Annotated in this window: 15 protein-coding genes; 7 read left to right on the top strand and 8 right to left on the bottom strand. The window is 73.5% G+C overall.

Going from position 1 to position 20,170, the window contains the following annotated elements:
- Window positions 1–4: 4 nt before the first annotated feature.
- Window positions 5–1,192, bottom strand: a complete 1,188-nt coding sequence (locus tag IPM45_14850; GenBank protein ID MBK9180816.1) for a glycosyltransferase — start codon at window positions 1,190–1,192, stop codon at window positions 5–7.
- Between the two features lie 66 nt (window positions 1,193–1,258).
- On the opposite strand from IPM45_14850, the gene IPM45_14845 reads away from it, so the two are divergent.
- Entirely contained in the window at window positions 1,259–3,460 is a 2,202-nt protein-coding gene (locus IPM45_14845) for a hypothetical protein (GenBank protein MBK9180815.1), read from the top strand.
- A 25-nt stretch (window positions 3,461–3,485) separates the two neighbouring features.
- On the opposite strand, the gene moeB is transcribed toward IPM45_14845, so the two are convergent.
- Both moeB and IPM45_14835 read right to left on the bottom strand, forming a co-directional pair.
- A complete protein-coding gene (gene moeB / locus IPM45_14840; protein MBK9180814.1) occupies window positions 3,486–4,673 on the bottom strand; it encodes a molybdopterin-synthase adenylyltransferase MoeB in 1,188 nt (395 codons plus the stop codon).
- Window positions 4,674–4,701: 28 nt separating this feature from the next.
- Window positions 4,702–5,466 carry an NAD-dependent deacetylase gene (locus tag IPM45_14835; GenBank protein ID MBK9180813.1) on the bottom strand — a complete coding sequence of 255 codons (765 nt, stop codon included), beginning with the start codon at window positions 5,464–5,466 and terminating at the stop codon, window positions 4,702–4,704.
- 108 nt (window positions 5,467–5,574) lie between these two features.
- Between IPM45_14835 and IPM45_14830 the strand changes: the two genes are divergently transcribed.
- The 5 genes from IPM45_14830 to IPM45_14810 all read left to right on the top strand — a co-directional run bounded on the left by IPM45_14830 (window position 5,575) and on the right by IPM45_14810 (window position 9,572).
- A complete protein-coding gene (locus IPM45_14830) occupies window positions 5,575–6,213 on the top strand; it encodes a hypothetical protein (protein MBK9180812.1) in 639 nt (212 codons plus the stop codon).
- Between the two features lie 57 nt (window positions 6,214–6,270).
- Window positions 6,271–6,516, top strand: a complete 246-nt coding sequence (locus IPM45_14825) for a ribbon-helix-helix protein, CopG family (protein ID MBK9180811.1) — start codon at window positions 6,271–6,273, stop codon at window positions 6,514–6,516.
- Window positions 6,507–6,917 carry a PIN domain-containing protein gene (locus IPM45_14820; GenBank protein ID MBK9180810.1) on the top strand — a complete coding sequence of 137 codons (411 nt, stop codon included), beginning with the start codon at window positions 6,507–6,509 and terminating at the stop codon, window positions 6,915–6,917. Before IPM45_14825 ends, IPM45_14820 begins: the two co-directional genes overlap by 10 nt.
- Before the next feature lie 566 nt (window positions 6,918–7,483).
- Window positions 7,484–8,620 carry a M20/M25/M40 family metallo-hydrolase gene (locus tag IPM45_14815; protein ID MBK9180809.1) on the top strand — a complete coding sequence of 379 codons (1,137 nt, stop codon included), beginning with the start codon at window positions 7,484–7,486 and terminating at the stop codon, window positions 8,618–8,620.
- Window positions 8,621–8,711: 91 nt separating this feature from the next.
- On the top strand, window positions 8,712–9,572 hold the full coding sequence (locus IPM45_14810) for a sulfurtransferase (GenBank protein ID MBK9180808.1): 861 nt from the start codon (window positions 8,712–8,714) through the stop codon (window positions 9,570–9,572).
- A gap of 99 nt (window positions 9,573–9,671) precedes the next feature.
- On the opposite strand, the gene IPM45_14805 is transcribed toward IPM45_14810, so the two are convergent.
- From IPM45_14805 to IPM45_14785, 5 genes are all read right to left on the bottom strand, one after another.
- Window positions 9,672–11,234, bottom strand: a complete 1,563-nt coding sequence (locus IPM45_14805) for an SLC13 family permease (GenBank protein ID MBK9180807.1) — start codon at window positions 11,232–11,234, stop codon at window positions 9,672–9,674.
- 57 nt (window positions 11,235–11,291) lie between these two features.
- Window positions 11,292–12,791, bottom strand: a complete 1,500-nt coding sequence (locus IPM45_14800; protein MBK9180806.1) for a leucyl aminopeptidase family protein — start codon at window positions 12,789–12,791, stop codon at window positions 11,292–11,294.
- 32 nt (window positions 12,792–12,823) lie between these two features.
- A complete protein-coding gene (locus tag IPM45_14795; GenBank protein ID MBK9180805.1) occupies window positions 12,824–14,443 on the bottom strand; it encodes a YfcC family protein in 1,620 nt (539 codons plus the stop codon).
- A 140-nt stretch (window positions 14,444–14,583) separates the two neighbouring features.
- Window positions 14,584–16,026, bottom strand: coding sequence for a leucyl aminopeptidase (locus tag IPM45_14790; GenBank protein MBK9180804.1), 1,443 nt, complete (start codon window positions 16,024–16,026; stop codon window positions 14,584–14,586).
- A 44-nt stretch (window positions 16,027–16,070) separates the two neighbouring features.
- Window positions 16,071–16,607 (bottom strand): cob(I)yrinic acid a,c-diamide adenosyltransferase, encoded by a 537-nt coding sequence (locus tag IPM45_14785; protein ID MBK9180803.1) that lies wholly within the window; start codon window positions 16,605–16,607, stop codon window positions 16,071–16,073.
- 81 nt (window positions 16,608–16,688) lie between these two features.
- On the opposite strand from IPM45_14785, the gene metH reads away from it, so the two are divergent.
- Window positions 16,689–20,168 carry a methionine synthase gene (gene metH / locus IPM45_14780; GenBank protein ID MBK9180802.1) on the top strand — a complete coding sequence of 1,160 codons (3,480 nt, stop codon included), beginning with the start codon at window positions 16,689–16,691 and terminating at the stop codon, window positions 20,166–20,168.
- Window positions 20,169–20,170: the final 2 nt, after the last annotated feature.

Raw genomic sequence — 20,170 nt, 5'->3', positions numbered from 1 at the left:
CCGGCTAGCGGGCCCGGGCCGCGACCACCCGCTCGTAGGCGGCCAGGTGGGCCGCGACCACCACGTCGGGCCGGTGCCGCCGCACCGCGGGCCGCTCCGGCTCCGGCATCGGCAGCGGCAGGCGGGCCAGCCCCTCGGCCAGCGCGCCCGCGTCGCCGGGAGGCACCAGCAGGCCGTCGCCCGCCGCCGGGTCGACCACCTCGACCAGCCCGCCGGCCCTCGACGCGACCACCGGCCGACCCAGGGCGAGGGCCTCCACCGCCACCAGCCCCAGGCCCTCCCGCCGGCTGGGCACCGCGACGGCGTGGGCCGCGGCGATCCGCTCGTGCAGCACCTCCCGGGGCAGCGGGTCGAGGCGCCGCCCCCACCGCCCCAGGCCGGCCAGCGCGGCGTCGACCGCCGCCCGCTGCGGCCCGTCGCCCACCAGCTCGAGCTCCAGCGGCACGCCCGCGGCCCGCGCCCGGCCGACGGCGTCGATCAGCACGTCGAAGCCCTTCTCGGGCGACAGGCGGCCCACGCCCAGCACCCGCCACGGCGGCCCGGGGGGCAGCGGCGGGCGCGCCGCCGGGTCGAGGGCGGCGACGTCGAGGGGCATCCGCAGCACGGCCGTGCGCGCCGCGGGCAGGCGCAGCACCTCGGCCGCCTCGGCCCGGAGGGGCTCCGAGACGGCAGCGACCAGGGCCGCGACCCGCGCCACCAGGCGGGCCGCGGTGGCGAAGCCACGGCGACGGGCCAGGCCGACGTCGCTGCCGTGCAGGGTGATCACCAGGGGGACGTGGCGCAGCAGGCTCGCCGGCGCGGCCACCACACCACCGGGGAGCCACCAGTGGGCGTGGACCACGTCGGGCCGGAAGCGGCCCGCCTCCCCCACCGTGGCCGCGGCCATCCCGGCCAGCAGGGCCGGCACCAGGGCCGCGCCGGCCGGACCGGACGCCGCCCCCAGCAGGCCACCGCGGTAGGCGAGGGTCTCGCGCCGGGCCGGCGCGTAGCGGGCCCGGTGGACCCGCACCCCGCCCAGCACCTCGTCGACGGGCAGGCCCTCGGCGTGCGGCGCGACCACCGCCACCTCGAGGCCGGCGGCCGCCTGCTCCCGGGCCAGGTCGAGCAGAAAGGGCCCGACGGCGTCGTCGACGTGGCGCGGGAAGGAGGAGGTGACGTGGAGCACCCGCCGCAGGGCGGGCCGGCCGGCCATGGCGGGTGGACCCTACCGGCTGGCAACCCGGGACGGCGCCCGGCCGCTGCTAGCGTCTGGCCTCCCGTGCGACGCATCCTGCGCCCCGTCGTGCGCCACCCGGTCCTGGCCGGGTTCGTGGCGCTGCTGGCCGCCCACCTCGTCGCCGGTCTCCTGCTCCCCGGGCCCACCCTGTTCGCCGACGAGGCCGGCTACCTGGGCAACGCCCGCTACCTCGCCGACGCCGGACCGCTGTGGTCCATGGGGCGGGCCAGCTTCTTCCACGCCGGGTACTCGCTGGTGCTCCTCCCGGCCGTCGCGCTCCCCGGCTCGCCCCACGTCACGTGGACGGCGGCAATGGTGACCAACGCGGTGCTGCTCAGCACCGTGTTCCCCCTGCTGTACGCCATCGGCCGCCGGGCCTTCGGGGCCGGCCGGGGCCCCGCCCTCGCCGGCGCCGCCGCCGGGGCCCTCTACCCGGCCACGCTGCTGCAGGGCACCGCGGCCTGGGCCGAGGCCCTGCTCCTCCCCCTGGTCGCGCTGCTCGTGCTGGCCGCCCACGCACTGGCGCGCCGGCCGGCCGGGCCGGTCTCGCCGGCCACCGTCGCCCTGGGCCTGACCGCCGGCGCCCTGTACCTGACCCACCCCCGCACCGTGCCCCTCGTCGCCCTGGCGGCCGGCTACGCCGTCCTCCTCGCGATCCGCCGGGTGGTCACGCCGCTGGTCGCCGGGCTCAACCTGGCCTTCGCCGCCCTCGTCGTGGTGGGCGCGTCCCTCCTCCACCAGCGCCTGCGCGACGCCCGCTGGGTGGAGGTGATCGGCGAGCCGTCGGCGGGGCGCTACCTCGACGCCCTGGAGCCCGCCAACCTGGCCGACACCGTCGCCCAGCTGGCCGGCCAGGGCTGGTACCTGCTGGTGGGCTCGCTGGGGCTGGGGGTCGTGGGCCTGCTCTGGCTGCTCCAGGTGACCGGACGCCCCACCGCCGACGCGGCGCAGCGGGCCCGCCGCTTCACCGCCGGCTTCATCGTGGTCGCGGCCCTGGGCCTGCTGGCGGTGTCGGTCCTGTCCGGCTGGGCCACCGTCAGACGCTTCGACCAGGCGGTCTACGGCCGCTACAACGAGGCCCTCGTACCCGTGCTGGTGGCCGTGGGCACGGCCGTGATCGTGAGCCCCGCCCGGCGCCGCCTCCCCGCCGGGAGCCGCTGGGGGGCCCTCCCCGTGCTGGGCGGCGCCGCCCTGGTCACCGCCATCCTCGCCGTGGTCGCGGTGCAGCTGGCCCCCGCCTTCGCCACGCCCACCTGGAGCGTCCGCAACGTGCTGGCCGTCGGCCCCCTCGTCGGCGACGCCTTCGGGTCCACCGTCGGCCGGGCCACGCTGGCCGCGACCGTGGGCATGGTGGCGATCGGGCTGCTCGCCCTGCGGGCACCGCGGGCCACCGTCGTGCTCGTCGGCGTGCTGTTCGTGGCCGGCGCGGCCGTGACGTACGTTCGGGAGATCCGGCCGACGGCCGTCGACACCTACGACCGCTGGGAGCTCCCCGAGCTGGTCGACCGCATCGGGCCCCCGGCGGTGGCCGGCTACGACCTCGCCCGCCTGGAGCCCTTCGCCTTCTGGGGCTACCCCTTCTGGCTCGCCGACACCGAGGTGATCCCGTACGACTCGTCCGGCGCCGACGACCTCCCGGGCACCCCGGTCGCCGGCGCCACCGCCGTGGTGGCGCCCCCGGGCTGGGCCCCGGCCGAGGCCCTGGGGGGCCGGCTCGCCGCCCTCGACGCCCGCAACGGGCAGGCCCTGTGGATCCTCCCCGGGCCCGAGCAGGACCGCCTGGCGGCCGCCGGCGCGCTCCTCCCCGACGGGTGGCCGGCGCAGCTGCCGGCGGAGGCGGCCCGCTCCCGCCTCGAGGTGGCCGGCGACGGGGCCCCCGGCGGCGCCGTGACGGTCGCCTCCGGCGGGGCGGCCACCGTCGGCCTGCGCCTCACCCACGCCGGGCGGGGGGCACCGTGGCCCGACACGGCCGCCGCGGGGCCGTCGGGCGCCGTCACCGTCGGCGTGGTGTGGGAGCCCCTCGACGGTGACACCCCGGTCCGCCAGGACCGGGTGGCGCTGCCCCGCTGGATGGAGCCCGGCGACACGGTGGAGCTGGCCGTCCCCCTCCGGGCGATCGACGAGCAGGGCCGGGGCCTGCCCCCCGGGGCCTACCGGGTCACGATCGGCCCGGTGCAGGACGGCTTCGCCTGGTTCGACGACCTCGGCGACGACCAGCTGCAGCTGGTGGTGACCGTGACGTGACGGTGGCGCCCCGGCGAGGGCGGCGTCAGCGGGCCGCGGCCCCCACCGGCTCCCGCGGGTGCGGCATGCAGAGCTCGTCGTACTCGGCGATCACGATGTCGTCGGGGGGCAGCGAGCAGGCCGGGCACTCGGGGTCGCGCAGCACCTTGAAGGTGCGGAAGCTCTGCTCGAGGGCGTCGTAGGCGAGCAGCCTCCCCCGCAGCGTGTCGCCCAGGCCGAGGATCACCTTGATGGCCTCGAGGGCCTGGATCGAGCCGATGATGCCGGGGAGCACGCCCAGGACGCCGGCCTCGGCGCAGCTGGGGGCCAGCTCGGCCGGCGGCGGCTCGGGGATCATGCAGCGGTAGCACGGCCCCACGTACGGGTCGAACACCGTGGCCTGGCCCTCGAACCGGAAGATCGACCCGTGCACCACGGGGATCCCCTTCTTGAGGGACGCGTCGTTGAGCAGGTAGCGGCTCGGGAAGTTGTCGGCGCCGTCGACGATCACGTCGTAGCCGTCGACGATGTCGAGCACGTTGCCGGCCGAGAGGCGGGTGTCGTAGGCCTCGACGATCACGTCGGGGTTGAGCTGCGTCAGCGTCTTCTTGGCCGAGTCGACCTTGCGCTCGCCGATCCGGTCCAGGTTGTGCAGGATCTGGCGCTGGAGGTTGCTCTCGTCGACGACGTCCATGTCGACGATGCCGACGGTGCCCACGCCCGCGGCGGCCAGGTAGAGGGCGGCCGGGGAGCCGAGCCCGCCGGCGCCGAGCAGCAGGACCTTGGCGTCGAGCAGCGCCTGCTGGCCCTCTACGCCCACCTCGGGCAGAAGGAGGTGGCGCTGGTAGCGGTTGCGCTGCTCCGGGGTGAGGGCGCGGGGGGCGGCCCAGTCGCGGCCCTCGTTCTTCCACTTGCCGAAGCCGCCGGCCATCGACACCACGTCGCCGTAGCCGAGCAGCTGGAGGGTCTCGGCCGCGAACGCCGACCGCACGCCACCCGCGCAGTAGACGAGGACCGGGGCGTCGCGGTCGGGGATGCGGCCCTCGATCTGGCTCTCGAGGTGCCCTCGGGGGATGTGCACGGCGCCGGGCAGGGCACCCTGCTCGTACTCGTCGGGCTCGCGGACGTCGAGCACGATCACGTCGGGGCGGGCCCGCAGCTGGTCGGCCTCGGCGGTGTCGACCTCGCGGATGCGGGACTTCGTCTGGGCGAGCAGCTCGCGAAAGCTGGACATGACTCCTAAACCCTAGTGGTGTGCTCGACTATTCCGCCAGGGTGAGTGCGGTGCACAGGGCCGGCAGCAGCTCCGACGTGGAGCCGACCAGGACGGCGTCGGCCAGGTGGTCCATGACGGTGGGCTCGCCGTTCACGATCACGATGCGCGCCCCCCGGCCGGCGGCGAGGGGCACGACCCCGTTGATCGGCCCCACCGTGAGGCTGGTGCCGGCCGCCAGGAGCAGGTCGGCGCCCAGGGCGGCCCGCTCGGCCCGATCCAGGTCGTCGGCCACGAGCTGCTGGCCGAACGAGATCGTGGCCGACTTGAGGATCCCGCCACAGGCGCGACAGGGCGGGTCGGCCTCGCCGGCGCGCACCCGCTCCAGCGCCCGCTCCATCGGGGCGCGCTGGCCGCACGACAGGCACGCCACCTCGCGGAGCGTGCCGTGGATCTCGACCACGCGGCTCGGATCGCTGCCGGCCAGCTGGTGCAGGCCGTCGACGTTCTGGGTGATCAGGGTGTCGAGCCGCCCACTGCGCTCGAGCTCGACCAGCGCCCGGTGCCCGGCGTTGGGTCGCGCCTCCCAGGCGGGCGAGTGCAGCCGGTCCTGCCACGCCTGCCGGCGGACCTCGGGGTCGCCGACGTAGTGCTGGAGGGTGGCCAGCCGCTCGGCGCGCGGGTTCTTGGTCCACACCCCGTCGGGGCCGCGGAAGTCGGGGATGCCCGAGTCGGTGGAGAGGCCCGCCCCGGTGAGCACGACCACCCGGCGCGCCTCCTCCAGCCAGCCCCGGACCTCGTCCACGTCGCCCACCCCTCCAGTCTCGCCCTTGACAAGCTGCTGCGTGACGTGACATGAAACAGCATGAAACTTCTTGACACTCCCCGCGGCTGCTCGATCCTCCCGACCTGGAGCGCACCCATGCCCACCCACCCCCTCGACGTCGGCGTCCCCCTCCTCGACTCGCTGGCCGTGCGGCCGTGGCCCGACCCGGTGATCGACCAGGTCGGCCACGACCCCCGGTCGGCGTACGTCGAGCAGTTCTGGCTGGGGATCCTCGGGCCGTCCACCACCTGGCTGATCCGGCGGCTGGTGGCCGGGCTCGAGGCCTCGCCGGCCGGCTACGACCTGCACCTGGGCCACACCGCGGCGGCCCTGGGCCTGGCCAACCAGCAGGGGCGGAACTCGCCCTTCATGCGGTCGCTGGCGCGCTGCTGCCAGTTCGGCATGGCCCGCCTCGACGGCGAGTCGACGCTCGAGGTGCGGCGCAAGCTGCCGCCGCTGACCCGCCGGCAGGTGGAGCGGCTGCCCGAGCCGCTGCGGGCCGCCCACGAGGCGTGGCAGGCCAGCGAGCTGGCCACGCCGCCGGCCGAGGCCCTGCGCCGGCGGGCCCGGCGCCTGGCCCTCAGCCTGGTCGAGCTGGGCGAGGACCTCGAGGCCACGGAGCGCCAGCTCACCCGCTGGCGGTTCTCGCCGCCGCTGGCGCGCGAGGCCGCCGCCTGGGCGTGGGACCGCCACCGGCGGGCGGCGGGCGGCGAGGCGCCGACGCCGGCGCCCTGAGGCCCGCCGTTCGGGCGGTGGCGCTGCGTCCCGGCTCGGTCCGTTTCCGGCAGTGGTATGTTGGCATACATGCAGCGGACGACGGTGAAGCTCCCGGATGAGCTCGATGCTCGCCTGCGCTTCGAGGCCCAGCGACGCGGGGTGACGGTCTCCGAGTTGACCCGGGAGGCGATCGAGGCGCACCTCGGTGGCCGGAGGGCCCGTCGCGCCCTGCTCGCGGCGGGCGCGGGCGCGAGCGGACACGACGACATCTCCGAGCGCATCGAGGAGATCCTCGCCGCCGAGGTTCGGTCATCGCGCTGATCGTCGACGCGGGCCCGCTGTACGCCTATGTCGATCGGGACGATCGCCATCACGACACGAGCCTCGAGCTGCTCGAAGTCCATCCGGGGCCGCTCGTCGTGCCGATGCTGGTCATCACCGAGGTGGCCCACCTGCTCGGGACGCGGCTCGGTGTGCAGGCCGAGGTTCGGTTCCTGGGCGATCTCGCCGTCGGCAACCTCCTGCCCGAACCGGTAGACCCTGCCGACTGGCTTCGGATAGCGGAGCTGGTCGCCCGCTACGCCGATCTCCCGCTCGGTACGGTCGACGCGTCGGTCGTCGCCACCGCGGAACGCCTCGGTGCTCGTGAGGTCGCGACCTTCGATCGGCGGCACTTCGCGGTGGTCCAGCCGACTACCGGTGCGTTCCACCTCCTGCCCTGACCCCGCCACGGAAGGGAGCCCGTTCGCCAGGAGCGCCTGCTCCCACGCAGGAGGCCGGCAGCTCGAGCCTGCCATCGTCCACTGGATCGTCGGTTGGAGCGTCTCTGGCTCTGCCACGGAGCGTGCTCGTCTCGATCGAAGATGGCGCGGCGATGGCGCGGGAGCGGCGCGATCGGGATGCGTTCGGTCCCGGATCTCCAGCGCCGATTCTCTGTGGCCGAACCCGCATCCCATCGGGATTCGTCCACACAGAACGGACGGCAGGCGCGCGGGCGGGCCCGGCGCGCAGGTCTCCAGGGGCAGGGCGGCGGCGGCGAGCGCCTCGAGGTGGGCGGCCCACTCGGCCTCGACCTGCCGGCCCGAGAGGGTGGCCGGGCACTTCGCCTCTTGCCGAAGGGGGCGGAGGGCCGGAGAGTCCGGGGTGGACGGGCGCGTGCGCGATACGCCGTCCGGGGTGACGGGAGGAGGTGGTCGTCGTGGCGTCCCGGTTCCCTCACACCGACGCTGCGCCTTCGGACGGGACGGGGTGCTCGCCGACAGCGCTGGCGGAAGCGGTCGCCGAGCTGGTGCGGATCCCCAGCGTCGATCCGCTGGTGTTCGGGCCGAAGGCCGCCGAGAGCGGGGAGGCCGGCGAGCAGGCGATGGCGCAGCACCTGGCGGCCCGCTTCGAGGATCTGGGTGCCTCCGAGGTGGTGCTCGACGAGGCCGGTCCCGGCCGGCCCAACGTCTATGCCGTGTTCCCGGGGCGCACCGACCGGCTGGTGGTGATCGACACCCACACCGACACCGTCGGCGTCGAGGACATGACCGACCCGCCCTTCGACGGCCGCATCGAGGACGACCGTGTCTGGGGGCGGGGTGCGCTGGACACCAAGGCCACCACGGGCGTGCTGTTGTCGTTGCTGGCGGCCTGGCAGGCCGAGGGGAGGCGCCCCGACCCCACCGTGTTGGTGGTCGGCACCGTCGGCGAGGAGCAGAGCGGCTTCCTCGGGGCTCTCCGGTTCCGTCGGTGGGCCACCGAGCGCGGCCTGGCGATCGACGAGATGGTCGTGGCCGAGCCGACGGGCCTGGCTCCGATCCACGGCCACAAGGGCGGCGTCGGGGTGCTGGTCACCACCATCGGCCGTGCCGCCCACAGCGCCGTGCCCGAGCGTGGGGTGAACGCCGTCGAGGCGATGGCGCCGGTGCTCACCGCGATGCGGGCCGAGCACGACCGCCTGCAGACCGTGGAGCCGACCACCGAGGTGGGTCACGGCACCCTGTCGGTCACGATGATCTCGGGCGGCACCGGCGGAAACGTCATCCCCGACCGCTGCTCGATCGTCGTCACTCGGCGAACGGTGCCCGGCGAGGACCCCGACGACGTCTACGAGCAGATCGCGCACGTGGCCCGCACCGCCGGCCCCGTGCCCGTCGAGGTGGTGACGCTGCTCACGTCTGCCCTCGACGGCAAGAAGGGCTTCGCTGCCTTCTACCAGCCCGCCGACACCGCCCTGGCCCTTCGTCTCGCCCACCTCGCCGGGACCGCGCCGGCCGTCGCCCCCTACGGGTCCAACGCGCTGTTCTACGGGGGGCTCGCCCGCGAGCTCGTCCTGTTCGGACCCGGATCCATCGACGACGCCCATGCGCCGACCGAATGGGTCACCATCGCCGACCTCGTCCGCACCGCCCGGGCGCTCGACGCCTGGCTCACCGCGGCTTGACGCCGTCACCACCGCCCCCTGCACCCTGGTCGGGTCGCGTGCGGCGGGGTGTACGTTCCGATCGCGTGTCGTCGTGACGGGGGCAGGGCGGATGGAGCAATTGGTGAGCGGGGCCTGGCTCGAGGATCACCTGGGGGACGCCGACCTTCGCGTCCTCGATGCCACCGTGGATCTGGACGTGCAAGCCGGCCAGCTGGCGAGTGGACGCCGACGCTGGGAAGAGGGGCACATCCCGGGTTCGGCCTTCGTCGACCTGTTGGTCGAGCTGTCCGAGCCCGATGACCGGTACTTCTTCGCGTTCCCGTCACCGGAGCGGTTCGCCACGGCGATGGGTGCACTGGGGGTCGGCGACGGCACGCGGGTGGTGATCTACGACGCTCGGGACAGCATGTGGGCGGCCCGGGTGTGGTGGCTGTTGCGCTGCTACGGCTTCGACGAGGTAGCGGTGCTCGACGGCGGTTGGACCGCCTGGGTGGCCGAGGGCCGTCCGGTCACCGCCGAGGTGACGACACCGGCCGCGGCGACGTTCACCCCCCGCCCGCGGCCCGGACTGATCGTGGGCAGGGAGGAGGTGCGCCGAGCGATCGAGGATCCGGGCACCCGGATCGTGGACGCGCTCAGCCGGCGGGAGTACAGGGGCGAGCTCGCCTTCTACGGACGGCCGGGCCACCTTCCGGGGGCGATCAACGTACCGGCCCGTACCCTCGTCGACCGCGACACCCAGCGCTACCGGAGCCTGGACGAGCTGCGCGAGCTGTTCGGGCCGGCGGTGGACGCGGACCACGTCATCACGTACTGCGGTGGTGGCATCGCCGCCGCCAGCGACGCCTTCGCCTTGCACCTGCTCGGGCACCGGGACGTCGCCCTCTACGACCGCTCCATGGCCGAATGGGCAGCCGATCCCGACCTCCCGCTCGTCACGGGGCCGCCGCCCGCACCCCGGAGCCCGTAGTCGGCAACGGTCGCCAGGCGTGGCGTCGGAGTCAGCGCGCCCGCGTCGGCCCGGACCGGTCGCCGGACGGGTCGCGCGTCGTCGCCGCCTCGGAGCCGGTCAGAACCGCCAGACGATCGGGACGACGGCGATGGCGATGACCGCGTACCAGCCCATGAGGGGGAGCCCGAGCTTCCAGTAGTCGCCGAACCGGTACCCGCCGGGCTCCATGACCATCAGGTTGGCCGGCGTCGCGACCGGGGTGAGCAGCGCCGCGGTGGCGGCCACGTTGACGGCCATGAGGACCGGACGGGCAGACACGCCGAGCTCGGCAGCAGAGGTCACGGCGATGGGGATGACGATGAGCGCGGTCGCGGTGTTCGAGATGAGCTGGCCCAGCACCGCGACCAGCACGAAGAGCCCCACCAGCAGCGCGTACGGACCGGCATCGCCGACCACCCTGATCAACCCGTCGGCGAGCTGACCCGCGGCCCCGGTGGACTGCATCGCGGTGGACAACGGGATCATGCCGGCGACGAGGATGACGGTGGTCCACGAGATGGCCCGATAGGCGTGGTCGATGCTGATGACCCGCAAGACGACGAGCACCCCGGCGGCGAGCAGGGCGGCGACCGCGGGCGGGACGGCACCGGTCGCCAGCAGGACGACCATGCCGGCGAGGGCACCGAGCGCCTCCTTCGCGCCGATCCCGAGTGGTACGAGCTGGCGGCGGACGGCGTCGGGCTCGTCGACCGTGAGCACGTCGTCGCCGTCGAGGTGCGTTGACAACGCCTCCCAGGTCCCGCGGAGCAGGATCGAGTCGCCGGCGGCGAGTGTGACCTCTCCGGGGCCGAGCTGCTCGCCAGCGCGTTGGATGGCGATCATGACCAGGTCACCGGATTCGGTGACCATCCCGGGGAAGGCGGTCTGGCCGATCAGGCCTGATCGGGGCGGGATGACGACCTCGGCCACTCCCTTCACCGTGTTGTAGATGTCCGCGCCGACGTCGAGCTCGTAGTCCCTGACCAGGGTGGCGGCGAGGGTGCTGAAGTCGGGTGGCATGACCTTGGCGTTGCGACGCGGGAGCACCTTCGGCCCCAGGAGCACCGTGATGGCGACCGTGCCGATGAGCAGGGGGACCCCGGCGAGCGCGAACTCGAAGAACCCGAAGCTCCCCACACCGGCATCGGCTCCTGCTTCCGAGATCAGGACGTTGACGGGGCTGCCGGTGAGCGCGAGGAGGGCGCCGGCGTGCGCGCCGAACGCCAGCGGCATCAGGAACTGCGAGGTGGGCTGGCGTACGCGGATGGCGATGATCACCACGACCGGGACGAGCGCGGCCACCGAGGCGTTCGGGGTGATCAGCGCCGTGATCAGCGCGCACACCACCATCACGATCACCAACACCCGTGAGCGTTGCGTCCCGGCCCGCTGGAGGAGCTGCTGGCCGACCCAGGCGGTGACCCCGGTCGCATCGAGCGCCTCGGCCACGACGAACGTCGCGGCGATGAACAGCACGGTCGGGTCGCCGAACCCGGCGAGCGCCTGGTTCAGGTCGAGGATGCCCGTGGCCCACAACGACAGCGAGACCCCGACCGCTACCAGCGCGACCGGCACCCTGTTGGACATGAACAGGATGACCGCGCCGGCGAGGATCAAGAAGGTGATCGTGCTCTCGGCCACGTCGGCGACCCTCCAGTAGGCGGTGTGGGTGACCCCTCTGGAACGGGGCCGGGTGGTTCAGCGCGTGGGCTCGAAGTCCAGTGCCAGCTGCGCGAGCAGGCGTGCGCCGAAACCGCTGCAACCGACGGGGTGCCACGTCCGACCTTCCTCGTTCTGGGCGGGACCCGCGATGTCGATGTGCGCCCACGGCGTGTCACCGACGAAGTGCGACAGGAACAGCGAGGAGGCGATCACGTCGGGGGTGTCGTCCGACGCGATGTTGGGCAGGTCCGCGACGCTGGAACGGTCGAACTTGCGGCGGTACGGCTGCCAGAGCGGCATCTGCCAGACCGGCTCCTCGGTCGCCGCGGCTGCCGCCTTGACCTGGTCGACGACACCCTGGTCGGTGCCGAGCACCCCGGCCATGTCCGGGCCGAGCGCCCTGACGACCGATCCGGTGAGGGTCGCGATGTCGACCACGGCGTCACAGTCGGACTCGGCGGCCAGGACGAGCGCGTCCGCCATGACCAGGCGGCCCTCGGCGTCGGTGTCGAGCACCTCGACGGTGGTCCCGTTGCGGGCGGTGTACACGTCGCCGAGACCGGTCGCGGTGCCCGAGGGCATGTTGTCGCTGCACATCAGCCAGCCGGTGACCTCGTTGGCGCAGCCCAGGTCGGCGAGGGCGGTGAACGCCGCGATGACCGTCGCGGCGCCCGTCATGTCGTTCTTCATCTGCGCGTGCACGCGGTTCGACGGCTTGATCGAGATGCCACCGGAGTCGTACATGATCCCCTTGCCGACCATGCCGAGCCGACCGGCCGCCGAACCCTGCGGCCGGTAGGACAGCCTGACCATGCGTGGCGGCTCGGAGCTGCCGCGGTTCACCGCCATCAGGCCACCGAGGCGCAGCTCTGCGATCGCGTCCTCGTCGAACACCTCGACGCCGAAGCCGAACCGCTGGCCGAGGTCGACGCACAGCTCGGCGAACGTGGTGGCGGTCAGGTGGCTGTGGGGCGTGTTGGCCAGGTCCCGGGCCAACGTGGTGGCACGGGCCATCGCCGTGCCCCGCGCCACGCCGGGGCCATCCCCGCCGACCACGACCAGCTGCTCCACCGCCGTCGCGCCCGTCCCTCGGCCGAGCGCATCGTTGTTGTGCAACGGCTCGTAGCGGTACCGGGCCAACAGCACGCCCTCGATCGATGCAGCGGTCGCGTCCGTCAACGGCACCTGGGTGCCCTCGGGCAGTCGCAGGGCCAACGAACCCTGCCCACGCGCCGCAGTCGCGAACGCCGCAGCGGCATCGCGCCAGCCCGCGACGCTGAGCGCGGCGGCGTCGCCGATCCCGACCAGCACCACGACCTGACCTGCCGCTGGGGGCAGGACCAACACCGAGCCGACCGTCGCGTCGAAGCCGGCGAGCGCGAGCGTCGCCCGGTCGGACCCGGCCTCGGACGGGAGCCCACCGCTGGTGGCGACGGGCACGCCGAGCACGGTGGCGTCGGGCGCGGCCGCAGCCGCGGTCACCCTCGGGGCTGCAGCGAGGGACGGGATCGGGGAGAACACCTCGGAGGTGGACATGGCGGGCTCTCCTATCGGGGGGTCGTGGGTGATCAGACGGCCACGCCGACCATGAGCACGGCGAGGATGATGACGAGCAGGATGCCCATCAGCGGAAGGATGAACTTCACGTAGGCGTCGAAGCCGACCTTCCCGAGCGCCAGCCCGGCCACGAGGATGGCGTTGAGGGGCAGGATCAGGTTGAGCCATCCACCGATGGCGTTGTAGGTGGTGACGACCAGCGCCCGGTCGACGCCGGCGAAGTCCCCGAGCGGGGCGAGGATGGGCATGACCAGCGCGTTTCCGGCCGCACCGGCGCCGATGAGGAAGGCGAGCGGGACGGAGGCCACCGACAACAACGCGACGAACACGACGTTCGACTGCCCGCCCACGAACCCCTCCATGGCGTTCAGCACGGTGTCGATGGTCTTGGTGTTCGTGAGCACGACCGAGATCCCTCGGGCGACGGTGACCAGGATCGCCGGTCCGGTGAAGTCGACGACACCCTTGATGAACGCGCCGGCGGTCTCGGCCTCGCCGAGGCGGCCGACCACCCCGATCACCACCGCCATGACACAGAACATCGCGGTCAGCTCGGGCAGCCACCAGCCGAGCTCCCACGGGAACGCCTTGGTGATCGTCTCGTGGGTCGCGGGGTCGACGAGCGTGTTGTTCAGGATCGCGCCCCACGGGATGATCGAGAAGGTGAGCAGCGCGAAGGTGAACGCGACCAGTCCGATCACCGCCTTGTGGCGACCGCTCAGGGGTTCGAGCTCCAGGTCCTCGTTGTCCTCGACGAACCCGGCGTCCCCAGACCCCGGCGCGACCAGCGACGCCGATGGATCCTGCTTGACCCGCTTGGCGTAGCGCAGCGTGTACCAGATCATCGCGGCCATGCAGAGCACGAACAGCACGATCCGCAGGGCGATGCCGTCACCGATCGACACCCCTGCCGCCTCGGACCCGATGCCGATGCGGAACGGGTTCACGGTGGACCCGATGATGCCGACGAAGGGCGCGACGGTCACCACCGCCACCGTCGTCATCCGGTCGTACCGGAGCGCCAGGAACAACGGGATCATCAGCGCGTAGAGCCCGAGCGTCTCGTCGCTCCACGACATCACCGAGCCCAGGAGACCGAACAGGATGCACATCGCGACGATGAGCACCGGCCCGCGTGCGCTGAACCGTTTCGCCAGGTGCGCGATGCCGATGTCGAGCGCGCCGGTGCGGAACACCACCGTCATGAACCCGCCGATGGCCAGGATGAACAGGAACACCTGGGCCAGGCCGAACAGGCTGCCCGTGCCGAACGGGCTGACGAAACCGGTCTCGGGGTCCTGGATGCCATAGAGCCCGTTGATCGGCGCGTAGAGCAGGTCCTGGACCCGCTCGCCGAAGTTCAGCGGCGAGTCCACCCGCTCGTAGCTGCCGGCGATCGGCGAGCCCGCGTCATCGAGTCGGTACTGGCCCGACGGGATGAAGAACGCGCCGATCCACACCAGCACGAGGATGAGCGTCAGGATGGTCAGCGGCGACGGGAACCGGCGCTTGGACGGCTCGGGCTCCGCGCGGTCGGAGGGCCTCTCGGCGTGGAACCCCTCGATGATCGCGTCCTCGACCACGTCCTCGGCGCTGACGTGAACGAGCGCATCCGGCTCGGACCCGGTCATCTGGCCCCCTTCTGCTCCGCCGTCGTCGCTCGGTCGAGATGCTGGTCTCGACAGAGGCGTCGCTGTCCCGCCCGATCGGAAAGATAGCCAAGATCACCCCTGCACGGCGGGCCCGGGCCGCGCCCCGAGGCCCGCCGGCGCTACCCGGCGACCTTGGCGGGCTGCGGGCGCTCGAACGAGCACAGCAGCTCGACGAGCGTCCGCACCCCGAAGCCGGTGCCGCCCCGGCTGATCCAGCCGTCGTCGGCCTCGGCCCGGGCCGGGCCGGCGATGTCGAGGTGGACCCAGGGCACGTCGCCGACGAAGGCCTGGAGGAACAGCCCGGCGGTGAGGGCGCCGGCCTGGCCGGGGGCGCCGATGTTCTTCAGGTCGGCCACCTCGCTGTCGAGCTGGCTGCGGTACTCGGCCGGCAGGGGCAGGCGCCACACGGGCTCGTCGGCCCGGGCGGCGGCCGCCTCGACCTGGGCGATCCACCCGTCGTGGTTGCCCATCACCCCGGCAACCTGCTTGCCGAGGGCCACGACGCAGGCGCCGGTGAGGGTGGCCAGGTCGACGATGGCGTGGGGCTTGGCCTCCACGGCGAGGGAGAGGGCGTCGGCCAGCACCAGCCGGCCCTCGGCGTCGGTGTTGAGCACCTCGACGGTCGTGCCGTTGCGGATGCGCAGCACGTCGCCCGGCTTGATGGCACGGCCCCCGGGCATGTTCTCGGTGGCCGGCACGTACGCCGAGACCTCGACCGCGACGCCCAGCGCCGACAGCACCGACAGGGTCGCGACCACCGCGGCCGCCCCCGACATGTCGGTCTTCATCGTCATCATGCCGTCGGCCGTCTTCAGCGACAGGCCCCCGGAGTCGAAGGTGATGCCCTTGCCGACGAGGGCCACCGAGCCGACGGGATCGGCCGGGGCGTACGTGAGCTCGATGAACCGGGGCGGCTCGTCCGACCCCTGGTTCACGCCGAGGAGGCCACCGAGGCCGGCGGACTCGATGTCGACCTCGTCGAGGACGCTGACCCCGAGCCCCTCGCGCTCGGCCACCTCGATGGCCACCTGGGCCAGGTCGCGGGGGGTGAGCGCACCAGCGGGGGCGTTGACCAGGTCGCGGGCCAGGGCCACCGCCTCGGCGATGCGGGCGCCCCGGTCGAGGCCCGCCCGGGCCCGGCGGGGGCCGCCGGCCACCAGGGTGAACCGCTCGAGGTGGCTGGGCTCCGGGTCGGTCTTGAACCGGTCGTAGGAGTACGCGGCCAGCGCGAACCCCTCGGCGACCGCCTGCGCGGCGCCCGCCTTGTCCATGCGGCTGGGGGCCACGTCGAGCAGGGCGCCGCCGAGCCACGAGAGCCGGCGGGCGGCCCGGGCGGTGGCCGCGGCCACGTCGCGCAGCACGGCGGCGTCGACCTTGGCCTTCGGGCCGGCGCCCACCACGAGCATCGTCGGTCCGCCGTCGTGGGCCGCGATCCACTGGGTCTCGCCCACCTTGCCCTCGAACCCCTGCCGGGCGAGGAACGTCCAGTCGAGCTCGCGGCCGAAGTCGTTCAACCGGTCGGAGCAGACGGGCACGGCGAAGGCGTCGGCGTCCTCGGGCATCGAGGACGAGACGTCGAAGGTGATGGGCACGGGATCCTCCGGGATCAGGTCTGCCGGGCGGTGAGCGACCCGCCTTCCTGCCAGCGGGCCATCGTCCACAGCAGGTCGGAGAGCCGGTTGAGGTAGGGCACGACGTGGGAGTCGGGCGGGGCGGCGGCCAGGGCGTGGCGCTCGGCGCGGCGGGTGACGGTGCGGGCCACGTCGAGCAGCGCGGCGACGCGCGTCTCGCCGGGGACGACGAACTCGGTGGGTTGGTCGAACCGGGCGGTCAGCTCGTCGATGCGCGCCTCGAGGGCGGCGACCATGGCCTCGGTGACGAGGCTCTGCCCCGGGGTGAGCTTGGCCCGGTGCTCCGGCAGCGTGGCCAGCTCGGCCATCAGCACCCACAGGTCGCGCTCGAGCGCCACGAGGAGCGCGTCGAGCTCGGTGCCCCTGCCCGCTTCGGCCCGGGCGACGCCCAGCGCGGCCTGGGCCTCGTCGACCGCGCCGTAGGCGGTGGGCAGCTCGGAGTCCTTGCGGACCCGGCCGCCGAAGAGCAGCCCGGTCGTGCCGTCGTCGCCCTTGCGCGTATAGATCCTCATCGCCCGCCGAGCCTACCGGCGGCCCGCACGCGGCCCCTCCCGGCGTCGAGCCGACGCCGACCCCACCGGTAGCCTGGGCAGATGGCCTACCTGGACGCGGTCCGTGATCGGGTCGTCGTCTTCGACGGCGCCACCGGGACCAACCTGCAGCTGCTCGACCTCGGACCCGACGACTTCGGCGGCGCGTCCCTCGAAGGGTGCAACGAGATCCTCGTCGCCACCCGGCCCGACGCCATCGCCGAGCTCCACGCGTCGTTCCTGGCGGTCGGGGTCGACGTGGTCGAGACCGACACGTTCGGCGCGTTCGCGCCGGTCCTCGCCGAGTACGGCGTCGCCGACCGGGCGCACGACCTCAACCTGGCCGCCGCCCGCATCGCCCGCCGCGTCGCCGACGACTTCTCCACCCCCGGCCACCCCCGCTTCGTGGCCGGCGCCCTCGGCCCCGGCACCAAGCTGCCGTCGCTGGGCCAGGTCCGCTTCGCCGACCTGCGCGACGCCTACGAGGTCCAGGCCCGGGCCCTGCTCGAGGGGGGCGTCGACCTGCTCCTCGTCGAGACCGTCTACGACCTGTTGCAGGCGAAGGCGGCGATGGTGGCGTGCCGCCGGGCCATGGGCGCCGTCGGGCGGCCGGTGCCGCTGCAGGTCCAGGTGACCATGGAGACCACGGGCCGGATGCTGGTCGGCACCGAGATCGGCGCGGCGCTCACGGCGCTGTCGGCCCTGCAGCCCGACGTGATCGGCCTCAACTGCGCCACCGGGCCCCGCGAGATGCAGGAGCACCTGCGCCACCTGTCGCAGCACTCGCCCCTGCCGATCGCGGTCCTCCCCAACGCCGGGCTCCCCTCGGTGGTCGACGGGCACACCCACTACGATCTCACCCCCGACGAGCTCGCCGACTTCCACGCCCGGTTCGTGAGCGAGCTGGGCGTGCAGGTGGTCGGCGGCTGCTGCGGCACCTCGCCCGAGCACCTCCGCAAGGTCGTCGACCGCGTCACCGGCCTGGCCCCCCGGGAGCGGACGCCCGTGGTCGAGCCGTCGGTGGCGTCGATCTACTCGCCGGTGCCGATCCACCAGGAGAGCTCGTTCCTCATCGTCGGCGAGCGGACGAACGCCAACGGGTCGAAGGCGTTCCGGGAGGCCATGCTCGAGGGCGACTGGGACAGCTGCACCCGGATGGCGTCGGAGCAGATCCGCGAGGGCGCCCACGTGCTCGACGTCTGCGTCGACTACGTCGGCCGCGACGGCACCGCCGACATGGACGAGCTGGCGTCGAGGTTCGCGACCCAGGCCGCGGCGCCGCTGGTGCTCGACTCCACCGAGCCGCAGGTCATGGAAGCCGGCCTGCGGTGGGTGGGGGGCAAGGCCATCCTGAACTCGGCGAACCTCGAGGAGGGCGACGGCCCGGGCACCCGCTTCGACCGGGTGATGAGCCTGGCCCGCGAGTACGGCGCGGCGGTGATCTGCCTGCTGATCGACGAGGAGGGCCAGGCCCGCGACGTCGAGTGGAAGATGCGGGTGGCCCGGCGGATCCACGCGCTCGCCACCGAGCGCTACGGGGTGCCGCCGACCGACCTGATCTTCGACGCCCTGACGTTCCCCCTGTCGACCGGCGACGACGACCTCCGCGGCGATGCCATGGCCACCATCGAGGCCATCCGGCGCATCAAGGCCGAGCTGCCGGGGGTCTTCACGGTGCTCGGGGTGTCCAACGTGTCGTTCGGGCTGAAGCCGGCGGCGCGCCACGTCCTGAACTCGGTGTTCCTCCACGAGTGCGTGACTGCGGGCCTCGACGCGGCGATCGTCCACGCCGGGCGCATCATGCCCCTGAACCGCATCGACGACCGCCAGCGCGACGTCTGCCTCGACCTCGTCTACGACCGCCGCCGGCCCGCCGACGGCTACGACCCGCTCACCGAGCTGCTGGGCGTGTTCGAGGGCGTGCAGGCGACCGCCGTCGAGCGGGAGGACCGCAGCGGGTGGCCGGTCGAGGAGCGGCTCAAGCACCGCATCATCGACGGCGACCGCGACGGGCTCGAGGCCGACCTCGACCTGGCGCTGGCCGCGGGCACGCCAGCGCTGCACATCGTGAACGACGTGCTGCTCGACGGCATGAAGGTGGTCGGGGAGCTGTTCGCCTCGGGCGACATGCAGCTCCCCTTCGTGCTCCAGTCGGCCGAGACGATGAAGTCGGCGGTGGCCCACCTCGAGCCGCACATGGATCGGGTGGGGGGCGACTCGACCAAGGGCCGGATCGTGCTGGCCACCGTGAAGGGCGACGTGCACGACATCGGCAAGAACCTCGTCGACATCATCCTCACGAACAACGGCTACGAGGTGCACAACCTGGGGATCAAGGTCGGGATCGCCGACATGGTCGACCGTGCCGTCGCCGTGGGGGCCGACGCCATCGGCATGAGCGGCCTGCTGGTGAAGTCGACGCTGATCATGCGCGACAACCTCGAGGAGCTGAACGAGCGGGGCCTCGCCTCCATCCCGGTGCTGCTCGGCGGGGCCGCCCTCACCCGCTCGTACGTCGAGCGCGACCTGCGCGAGGTCTACGACGGGCGGGTGTTCTACGGGCGCGACGCCTTCGAGGGCCTCCGGGTCATGGACCGGCTGATGGAGATCACGCGCTCGGGCGTGGACGACCCCGAGTTCGGGCGGGTGCCCACCGGGCGGGTGCTGCCCGAGCGCGACGCCGCCCGGGCCGGCGCGCCGGCCCCCGTCGTCCCCCGCCGCTCCCCCGAGGTCGACGCCGACAACCCCGTCTTCGTGCCGCCCTTCCTGGGCGCGCGGATCGTGAAGGGGATCGGGCTCGACGAGATCGCCGGCTACATCAACGAGACAGCCCTGTTCCGCAACCAGTGGCAGTACCGGCCCGAGGGCGGCGAGCCCGACGAGGAGTTCAAGGCACGGGTCCGGCCCGTGCTGCGCGAGCAGCTGGCCGCGGCGAAGGCGTCGGGCGTGCTGGTGCCGGCCGTGGCCTACGGCTGGTTCCCCGCCAACGGCGACGGCGACGATCTCGTCATCTGGAAGGACGAGACCCGCACGGCCGAGTGGCTGCGGTTCTCCTTCCCGCGCCAGGCCCAGTCGCCGTGGCTGTGCATCGCCGACTTCTTCCGGCCGGCCGCCTCGGGCCAGCTCGACTACGCCGCGTTCCACGTGGTGACCATGGGCGAGGCCGTGTCGGAGGCCACCGCGCGGCTGTTCGCCGAGGACCGCTACCACGACTACCTGCTCCTCCACGGGCTCGGGGTCGAGATGGCCGAGGCGCTGGCCGAGCTCTGGCACCGGCGCATCCGCGAGGAGTGGGGCTTCGCCGACGAGGACGGCCCGTCGCTCTCGGGGCTGTTCCGCCAGCAGTACCGGGGTGGGCGCTACTCGTGGGGGTATCCGGCGTGCCCCGACCTGGAGGACAACGCCAAGGCGGCCGAGCTGCTCGGCGCCGAGCGCATCGGGGTCTCCGTGAGCGAGGAGACGGCGTGGCAGTTCCACCCGGAGCAGACCACGGCGGCGCTCATCTGCCACCACCCCCGAGCCAAGTACTTCGTGGCGAGGTAGCC

It is taken from the genome of Acidimicrobiales bacterium, from assembly GCA_016716005.1.
Classification (GTDB): Bacteria; Actinomycetota; Acidimicrobiia; order Acidimicrobiales; family JADJXE01; genus JADJXE01.
Note: the sequence above shows the minus strand (reverse complement) of the source record. Positions and strands in the feature narration are given on the sequence as shown.

What these genes read in the sequence shown, in the direction of transcription:
- IPM45_14790 (MBK9180804.1), bottom strand. Translation starts at nt 16,026, where the DNA reads ATGCCCGAGGACGCCGACGCCTTCGCCGTGCCCGTCTGCTCCGACCGG.
- IPM45_14800 (MBK9180806.1), bottom strand. Translation starts at nt 12,791, where the DNA reads ATGTCCACCTCCGAGGTGTTCTCCCCGATCCCGTCCCTCGCTGCAGCC.
- metH (MBK9180802.1), top strand. Translation starts at nt 16,689, where the DNA reads ATGGCCTACCTGGACGCGGTCCGTGATCGGGTCGTCGTCTTCGACGGC.
- IPM45_14810 (MBK9180808.1), top strand. Translation starts at nt 8,712, where the DNA reads ATGGAGCAATTGGTGAGCGGGGCCTGGCTCGAGGATCACCTGGGGGAC.
- IPM45_14825 (MBK9180811.1), top strand. Translation starts at nt 6,271, where the DNA reads ATGTTGGCATACATGCAGCGGACGACGGTGAAGCTCCCGGATGAGCTC.
- IPM45_14795 (MBK9180805.1), bottom strand. Translation starts at nt 14,443, where the DNA reads ATGACCGGGTCCGAGCCGGATGCGCTCGTTCACGTCAGCGCCGAGGAC.
- IPM45_14850 (MBK9180816.1), bottom strand. Translation starts at nt 1,192, where the DNA reads ATGGCCGGCCGGCCCGCCCTGCGGCGGGTGCTCCACGTCACCTCCTCC.
- moeB (MBK9180814.1), bottom strand. Translation starts at nt 4,673, where the DNA reads ATGTCCAGCTTTCGCGAGCTGCTCGCCCAGACGAAGTCCCGCATCCGC.
- IPM45_14830 (MBK9180812.1), top strand. Translation starts at nt 5,575, where the DNA reads ATGCCCACCCACCCCCTCGACGTCGGCGTCCCCCTCCTCGACTCGCTG.
- IPM45_14785 (MBK9180803.1), bottom strand. Translation starts at nt 16,607, where the DNA reads ATGAGGATCTATACGCGCAAGGGCGACGACGGCACGACCGGGCTGCTC.